Origin of the sequence: Bradyrhizobium campsiandrae, from assembly GCF_014529705.1 — a bacterium.
GTDB lineage: Bacteria > Pseudomonadota > Alphaproteobacteria > Rhizobiales > Xanthobacteraceae > Bradyrhizobium > Bradyrhizobium campsiandrae.
The window spans coordinates 72,873-79,320 of record NZ_JAANIH010000042.1 but is presented as its reverse complement, the minus strand read 5'-3'; the positions used below and the strand labels follow the sequence as shown (position 1 = coordinate 79,320).

Annotated in this window: 8 protein-coding genes and 1 pseudogene; 3 read left to right on the top strand and 6 right to left on the bottom strand. The window is 60.0% G+C overall.

Annotated elements, in window-relative coordinates; genetic code table 11:
• Both G8O24_RS45425 and G8O24_RS27465 read left to right on the top strand, forming a co-directional pair.
• Positions 1-125 (top strand): annotated as a pseudogene (locus G8O24_RS45425) (IS21-like element helper ATPase IstB); the annotation flags it as partial.
• On the top strand, positions 122-904 hold the full coding sequence (locus tag G8O24_RS27465; protein WP_188104795.1) for an NmrA family NAD(P)-binding protein: 783 nt from the start codon (positions 122-124) through the stop codon (positions 902-904). The pseudogene G8O24_RS45425 and the gene G8O24_RS27465, both read left to right, overlap by 4 nt.
• A 146-nt stretch (positions 905-1,050) precedes the next feature.
• Here G8O24_RS27465 and G8O24_RS27460 read toward each other — a convergent pair whose 3' ends face one another.
• From G8O24_RS27460 to G8O24_RS27440, 5 genes are all read right to left on the bottom strand, one after another.
• A complete protein-coding gene (locus G8O24_RS27460) occupies positions 1,051-1,590 on the bottom strand; it encodes a DoxX family protein (protein WP_188104793.1) in 540 nt (179 codons plus the stop codon).
• Positions 1,587-2,393, bottom strand: coding sequence for an HvfC/BufC N-terminal domain-containing protein (locus G8O24_RS27455; protein ID WP_244646009.1), 807 nt, complete (start codon positions 2,391-2,393; stop codon positions 1,587-1,589). The genes G8O24_RS27460 and G8O24_RS27455 overlap by 4 nt, the downstream gene beginning before the upstream one ends.
• Positions 2,383-3,306, bottom strand: coding sequence for an MNIO family bufferin maturase (bufB, locus tag G8O24_RS27450; RefSeq protein ID WP_061979422.1), 924 nt, complete (start codon positions 3,304-3,306; stop codon positions 2,383-2,385). Before bufB ends, G8O24_RS27455 begins: the two co-directional genes overlap by 11 nt.
• Positions 3,307-3,344: 38 nt before the next feature.
• Positions 3,345-3,650, bottom strand: a complete 306-nt coding sequence (locus tag G8O24_RS27445) for a BufA1 family periplasmic bufferin-type metallophore (RefSeq protein ID WP_061979421.1) — start codon at positions 3,648-3,650, stop codon at positions 3,345-3,347.
• A gap of 107 nt (positions 3,651-3,757) precedes the next feature.
• Positions 3,758-4,309 (bottom strand): carboxymuconolactone decarboxylase family protein, encoded by a 552-nt coding sequence (locus tag G8O24_RS27440; protein WP_061979420.1) that lies wholly within the window; start codon positions 4,307-4,309, stop codon positions 3,758-3,760.
• A 524-nt stretch (positions 4,310-4,833) separates the two neighbouring features.
• Between G8O24_RS27440 and G8O24_RS27435 the strand changes: the two genes are divergently transcribed.
• A complete protein-coding gene (locus tag G8O24_RS27435) occupies positions 4,834-5,535 on the top strand; it encodes an SDR family NAD(P)-dependent oxidoreductase (protein WP_061979419.1) in 702 nt (233 codons plus the stop codon).
• Between the two features lie 66 nt (positions 5,536-5,601).
• On the opposite strand, the gene G8O24_RS27430 is transcribed toward G8O24_RS27435, so the two are convergent.
• Positions 5,602-6,393 carry an alpha/beta fold hydrolase gene (locus G8O24_RS27430; protein ID WP_188104791.1) on the bottom strand — a complete coding sequence of 264 codons (792 nt, stop codon included), beginning with the start codon at positions 6,391-6,393 and terminating at the stop codon, positions 5,602-5,604.
• Positions 6,394-6,448 lie beyond the last annotated feature (55 nt).

Below are 6,448 nucleotides of genomic sequence, written 5' to 3'. Positions count from 1 at the left end.
CCCGCGCTCGTCTCATCTCCGCAATCCCGGCCAGCTCCGACGAGACGAGCGCTACCGCCAAACCCCGCCGCGCAAAGGGGTCAAAATTGGACGCCGATGAGGGGTCAAATTTGAACGCCGATTGACACACGATGGCCCGAAGGCCGATCAGCTCAGGGCGCTTGGTGCGGAAGTGGTGATCGGCGATCTCCTCAGCCTCAACGACGTCACAAGCGCCCTCGATGGCATCCAGAGCGCATACTTTTGCTACCCGATCGTGCCGCGCCTGATCGACGCGACGAGCTTTTTTGCCGTTGCTGCAGCCGAGAAGGGCGTGAAGGCGATTGTGAACATGTCCCAAATTTCAGCGCGACGAGACGCGAACAGCCACGCTGCTCAGGAGCATTGGGTGGCGGAGCGAATCTTCGATTGGTCGGGAACGCCGACCACTCATCTCAGACCGACATTTTTTGCGGAGTGGCTGACGATCATGCTGGATCCGACCGTGCTTCGGTCGACGGGAGCCGTCAAAATGCCGATGGGTGATGGTCGCCACGCGCCGATCGCGTCGGAGGATCAGGGACGTTTGATCGCCGCCATTTTGCAGAATCCCGCGCCACACGCAGGTAAGACCTATACCCTACACGGCCCTGTCCAGATGAATCATTATGAGATTGCTGCGGCGATGGGCAAGGCCCTTGGCCGCGATCTGCACTATGAACCCATCACATTTGATGAATTCGCTGAGGGCCGGCTCGCATCAATTCGTGCAAATCCCCACGTCGTCCAGCATCTGCGAGAGGTGACTCTCGACTATCAGAACGGGATATTCGAAGGCGAGGACGGTATCATTCGGCAAGTGACGGGTGTCGCGCCAATGACTGTCGAGACGTTCGTCGAGAAGAACCGGGCCCATTTCGCGTAATCCCGACATCAAAGCGCTTCCGTCGCTGAGCAGGTCCGGTACATCAGCCGGCGGGCAACAGCGGCGGCGGCGTCCTTCGGAAGGTCCCCCTTTCGGTGGGAGACGTTAGACCGGCATGCAGATCGACCTCGGCGAAGCCGGGGTCTTCAAGCGGGCCTTGAGTCTCGCCGAAAGGTCGTCGGCAAGCCGAGGAAACGCCGGATCGCATAGTCGACTGAAATACGGCCCGGTCCCCAAGCCATAATGGCGAGCGCCATAGCAGCCCAGGTGATATGGATCGGCCACCCATCCGGCACTGTCAGTTCAACGATCACGGTCATGAAGAGCAGACCCAGCGCCGCAAATCGGGTGCCGAATCCGAGGACCAGCAAAACCGGAAAGGTGATCTCGCCGCAGCCCGACAGGAACGCCATCAGCGTTGGTGCCGGGAACGGGTAGGGCCCACCCGGGAGATGCAGCATGAACTCATCGCTGAACAAGGTAACGGCCGTGTCGCTCAGCTGCAGGAAGCCGTCCCACTTAAGGATACCGGATTTCCAGAACGGCACGGCGATGGCAACGCGCAGCAACAGCTGCGCCAAGGACGGCTGCGCAACGGTTTGCACCAGCATACTGGCGCGCTCGACGATGTCCGCCACGCCTCTTAACTTGCCGCGAGAGGCGGCGGATTGATCTAAGACAGTCATGATTCTTCTCCGAATTCTGCAGCGATAAATGCGCCGGCGGCCAACACGCCAGAGATGCTCGCACCAAGGTCGAAGTCGGGGACCTCTTCGAGCGCAGCGGCTGCAGCGTGGCCGAGTGACTGCCCGGCCAGCAGCGCAGTCAGAAACACCGCGCCGCCTTCGGGAAGATGTCTGACTTCGACATCGTTTTCCGGGCGCGTAATCAGGGCGTCTTCCGATTGCGTCGGATCGATCTGGCCGGTCGATTCCGTGCCGCGGTTTGCCGAGAATATCGTCAGCGCCGCGTAGCGAGATCTCACGACCTGTGTGGCCGGGTGCGAAACAAATGTCAGATCCGCAAGGCGCTCGGGAGGCACAGCCGCCAGGCGCTCGGGAGCAAGCGGGACCGCGTCAGCGGCGTGATAAGCATCCAGCCACGCTCGTTCGATGCGCGCCGTGTCGGCAAGCCAGGGCATTGCCTGCGCGTATTCATAGCTCTCTATGAAGGCCGGAAAGTCGCGCCCGTATTCGAACAGGAGAGGCGAAGTCGGCGGCGTCGCGCGAACATGAAACCTGGCCATGGCCCGAAAGAACTCGACACCGGTGATACGCTGCACGGCGGGATAGATCGCGGCAAGCGAGTCGATCAGACTGACGGTGACGTTGTTGCGATAAACGTTGTAGCGCTTGACCGCCGCCTTGCCGTTCGGACCCGCGACGACATCAGGCGTTTGGTGATCCGGATCGATAAGGGCAGGGGAGAAGGCGTCGGCGTAGGTTTGACGCTGCCGCATGTCCTGCCGGGGAAGATGGCTAAGCTGCATGGCTCTTATCCAGAGAAGAGAATCCGATGTACCGATCCAGGATCTGCTGGGCGGCTGTCGCCTCCGCCTTGAGCACTGGCCAATCGGGAATGTTGCTGTCCCACTCGATGAGCGTCGGGACCGGCCCGCATTTTTGAATGACGATTTCGTAGAGCTTCCACACTGCATCGGCGACGGGGCCGTCGTGGCTATCGATGAGAAGACGCTCGCCCTCGTCGTCCGCTTGCTCCGCGTGGCCGGCGAGGTGGATCTCGCCGACTTTGGCAAGCGGAAAGTCCGAGAGGTAGTCGAGCGCCGAGAACCCGTGATTGGTCGCCGACACGAAGACGTTGTTGACGTCGAGGAGAAGCCCACAACCGGTTCTCCGCGCTATGGTGCGGATGAAATCAGTTTCGCTCATCGTGGATTCGCGGAACGTGACGTAGGTCGATGGATTCTCAAGAAGGATCGGTCGCCCGATTGCCTGCTGCACTTCATCGATATGCTCGCAAACCCTCGAAAGCGTTTCGTTGGTGTACGGCAAGGGGAGCAAGTCGTTGAAGAATGTATTTTCATGCGTGGACCAGGCCAAATGCTCAGATACGAGTGCCGGTTGATAGCGCTCGACGAGCGACCTGAATCGTCCCAGATGTTCGCGATCGAGCGGCTGCGGCCCACCAATCGACATGCACACGCCATGAAGCGATACAGGATTATCCTGTCGGATCGCTTCAAGCGCCCGGTGCGGGGGCCCACCGGCTCCCATGTAGTTTTCGGCATGGACTTCAAAAAAGCCCTTGGGCTTTCCGTCGGCCATGATCGCCGGAAGGTGCTCGTGCTTGAAGCTCGTCCCAGCCTGTCCGGCGATTGAATGGTTTGGAAAGCGGAGAGCGCTCGCCACGTTTTCGGCGTTCTGATTATTATTCGAGGTCATAGCGTTTCTCCGCTTTCCGTGCTTGGTTGCTGTCGCGATCAGATCGGCTTCAGCGAACCGTGCTTGCCACCCGGGACGGCGATCGACTCGCAGGTGCCGCCCTGCACGAACTTCCAGGCGTTGCCCTGGAAATCGACGTTGGACGTTCCCTGGCAGGTGGTGCCGGGACCAGCGGCGCAGTCGTTCTGGCCCTTCAGGGCGACGCCGTAGCACTTCACCTTGTGGGCAGAGACGGCGGCCTGCTCTTCGGCCTTGGTCAGCGGCGCTGCCATGGCGATCGAGGCCAGCGCGCTCGAAACGGCGCCGGCGATAATCAGCGAACTGATTGTGGACTTTGCGGACATCAAAATACTCCTTGTTGGGTTGTGCCTGTTTTGGGCGGCACGAGAGGTGTTCGTGGTTTTGAGGCTATTCGTTACAACGCGAACCGCTCACGGATTCGTGAAGGCGATCAGGCGGCGTCGCGTGCGTGAACGACCGGGAAGTCGACGTCGGTCTTTGCGACTTCGTTGACGTAGTTCGTCAGCGTGTTGAGAGCGACGTGAAGCACGATCTCAAGGATCTGAGCGTCGTCGTATCCGGCCGCACGAACGCTCTGCAGCGCTGCGTCGTTCACGTGGCCACGCTCGCGCGTCACGGTTGCCGCGAACTTCACCGCAGCGTCAGCCTTGGGATCGTTGGAGGCGCCATTGCGGTTGGCGGTGATCTCGGCGTCGTCGAGCTTGGCGAGATTCTTGCCGAGGTAGGTGTGAGCCGACAGGCAGTAGTCGCAACCGTTGATCTGGGCGACGGCAAGGGCGATCCGTTCGCGAGTCGGAGCCGGCAGCTGGCCCTTTCCGAGCGCGCCGAACAGGCCGAGGTAACCCTCGAGCGAGGCCGGGCTGGTCGCCACGAGGCGGAACAGGTTGGGGACGCTGCCGAGCTGCTTGTTCACGGCGTCGAGGAAGGGCCGAGAAGCGGCGGGAGCGGCGTCGACGGAGGCGGGGATGGCGATGCGGGACATTGGTGCAATTCCTTTTTTCGGTCAGGCGTCATTGCCTGACACGTTTTGTATTCGCTTCCGCATTTGCCGAATATCGTGCTTCCTTGGAACTTTATCTTCCAGGAATTGAGAGGACAAAAACAGCGCTTGTGGTGGAAGCGCTCGCGCAATCCCTGCAGCAAATCAGTCTGGACACTCGGATTTAATGGCGGCGCTGTTTCGCTCGACGCGCACCGAAATCGATTTCCCGCGATCGTATGAAAAGAGACGCCGGAACATCGCGCGATGTCACGTCAGCAAATCATCACACGCCACGATGCTCTGCCTGGTGGCACCGACAGGGACAGACCGCAGCTCTGAAGTAATTGTGGCTACTGGCTTAACCGGAGACATCAACGATGGCATAAGCAGATGCCTTTCGAATGATCATGCCGGCATTCGTTGTCGCGACCGCGCTCGTACCATCGATGAGCAACGTGGCAACGCCGAAATCAACTGCGCCCGCAGACCATTTGACCCGTCGTAAATAACGTCCGGAGATTTCAATGTCAGAGTTTCCATACCGCACAGCACTCATTATCGGAGCTGGCACGGGGATCAGTGCATCGGTTGCCCGCCAGTTGGCGGGACTCGGCGTCAAGGTCGCACTGGCCGCCCGCAGCACTGCGAAATTAAAACAGCTGGATGATGAGATTGGCGCAAAGGTCTTCTCGGCGGACGCTTCTGACCGAGCCTCTGTCGAGGCATTGTTTCGCGACGTGGACGCCACGATCGGAGAGCCCGACGTGGTTGTGTTCAATGCCAGCGCGCGGGCGCCTGGGCCAGTCGCAGAAATCGATCCTGTCGCAGTGGAGAAGGCGCTTGCTATCAGCGCTTACGGCGGGTTTCTCGCGGTCCACCATGCGGCGCGACGCATGGTGAAGCATGGCAAGGGAGCCATTCTTCTCACAGGGGCATCCGCCAGCGTGAAGGGCTTTCCACGCTCCTCGGCATTTGCGATGGGCAAGTTTGCTCTACGCGGATTGGCCCAGAGCGCCGCGCGTGAACTGGGGCCGATGGGCATCCACGTTGCGCATTTTGTCATCGATGGAGCTGTTCGATCCGCGTCGCGTTCGGATCCGCAGGACAATCCCGATAGTACACTGTCGGCCGACGCGATCGCGCAAACCTACATCGACATCCTTCGCCAGCATCGCAGTGCCTGGTCATTCGAAGTCGAGGTACGCCCCTGGGTCGAGAAATTCTAACCAGCCGAACACAGCATTTCGGAACTCCGGGTACATATTCTACGCGGCGCAGCGTTAGCCTTGTCGTCAAGCAGGTCGTTTCAGAAAGCTCCGAACCTCATTCACGAAGATCTCCGATGCTTCCCAAGGGGCCGCGTGGCCAGCCGTCTCAAGACGAATTCTCGTGGCTTTGGGAATTGCATTGGTCAGTTCGTCGGAATAGGGGGCAGGCAAGACGACGTCACGCTCGCCTGAAATCACCAAGGTCGGGCTCACCAGACCGGTAAGGCGATCGAGCGTGTCAGCCTGACTTGCAGCGTTCGCGCCTCTACAGAATGCATCTGCGGATTGATCGTGAAAGAGCGGGTTCGTAAGCGCCGTGATCGCGTGAAGCGGAGCACTCGCGAGCACGTCGGGATGGCTCAAATTGAAGGTCATGACCTCACGGAAGTGGGCATCAGGGAGATGCCTCTTCAATATCCGCCAGGTTTCGAATTTGTTCGCCAGATATTGATCTGTCCGCGCCCAGCTGTTCGCGAGGATCAGCTTGCGCACGCGGTTGGGGTCGCGCAGCGCGAACTCTTGCGCAATCTGCCCGCCGAGCGAATGACCAAGGATGCTGACTTGCTCGAGACCAAGATCGTCGAGAACGGCACGAACGTCTGCCGACATATCCGACAGAGCGTATTGCTGTGCGGTCGTAGAGCTTCCGCCGGCATCTCGATTGTCGATAAACACGATCTTGAAGCCGACCAGCATTGACGCCAGCGGCCGCCACGGACCGATATCCATGGCCAGCCCAGGCAGGATGAGGAGGGGTTCACCTTCTCCAACGACGTCATAGTGCAGGGCGGCGTCGGCATTGTGGACTAACGGCATAACTAAACTCCGAGCAGGACTTACCCTTGGCTGCGCGGCGGTGCGCCAAGCAGCG

What these genes read in the sequence shown, in the direction of transcription:
- G8O24_RS27460 (WP_188104793.1), bottom strand. Translation starts at nt 1,590, where the DNA reads ATGACTGTCTTAGATCAATCCGCCGCCTCTCGCGGCAAGTTAAGAGGC.
- G8O24_RS27455 (WP_244646009.1), bottom strand. Translation starts at nt 2,393, where the DNA reads ATGCAGCTTAGCCATCTTCCCCGGCAGGACATGCGGCAGCGTCAAACC.
- bufB (WP_061979422.1), bottom strand. Translation starts at nt 3,306, where the DNA reads ATGACCTCGAATAATAATCAGAACGCCGAAAACGTGGCGAGCGCTCTC.
- G8O24_RS27445 (WP_061979421.1), bottom strand. Translation starts at nt 3,650, where the DNA reads ATGTCCGCAAAGTCCACAATCAGTTCGCTGATTATCGCCGGCGCCGTT.
- G8O24_RS27440 (WP_061979420.1), bottom strand. Translation starts at nt 4,309, where the DNA reads ATGTCCCGCATCGCCATCCCCGCCTCCGTCGACGCCGCTCCCGCCGCT.
- G8O24_RS27435 (WP_061979419.1), top strand. Translation starts at nt 4,834, where the DNA reads ATGTCAGAGTTTCCATACCGCACAGCACTCATTATCGGAGCTGGCACG.
- G8O24_RS27430 (WP_188104791.1), bottom strand. Translation starts at nt 6,393, where the DNA reads ATGCCGTTAGTCCACAATGCCGACGCCGCCCTGCACTATGACGTCGTT.